This is a genomic window from Streptomyces sp. A18, assembly GCF_059026065.1.
In genome coordinates this window covers 1-518 of record NZ_JBWLKL010000154.1, presented here as the reverse complement: position 1 = coordinate 518, position 518 = coordinate 1, and the positions used below count along the sequence as shown (strand labels likewise).

The 518-nt window shown below is 65.4% G+C and carries 1 protein-coding gene; it reads right to left on the bottom strand.

Annotated elements, in window-relative coordinates:
* On the bottom strand, nucleotides 1-518 hold a 518-nt coding region (locus AC5P1C_RS43945), incomplete at both ends, for a thiamine pyrophosphate-dependent enzyme (protein WP_493871608.1).

Sequence of the window (518 nt, the reverse complement as noted above, 5' to 3'; positions counted from 1 at the left end):
CCGTGTTCGAGGCGGATGACGGCTTCCTCGGCCTGCTGTTTGTCCTTCAGCACCTCGAAGGCGCCGTCGTTGAAGATGTTGCAGTTCTGGTAGATCTCCACCAGTGCGGTGCCCTGGTGCTCGGCGGCCTCGCGCAGCACCGAGGTGAGGTGCTTGCGGTCGGAGTCCACGGTGCGGGCCACGAAGCTCGCTTCCGCGCCGATCGCGAGGGAGACGGGGTTGAAGGGGGCGTCCAGGGAGCCCATCGGCGTGGACTTGGTGATCTTGCCGACCTCGGAGGTCGGGGAGTACTGGCCCTTGGTCAGGCCGTAGATCCGGTTGTTGAACAGCAGGATCTTCAGGTTCACGTTGCGGCGCAGGGCGTGGATGAGGTGGTTGCCGCCGATGGACAGCGCATCACCGTCGCCGGTGACCACCCACACACTCAAGTCGCGGCGTGAGGACGCGAGTCCGGTGGCGATGGCGGGGGCGCGGCCGTGGATGGAGTGCATCCCGTAGGTGTTCATGTAGTACGGGAA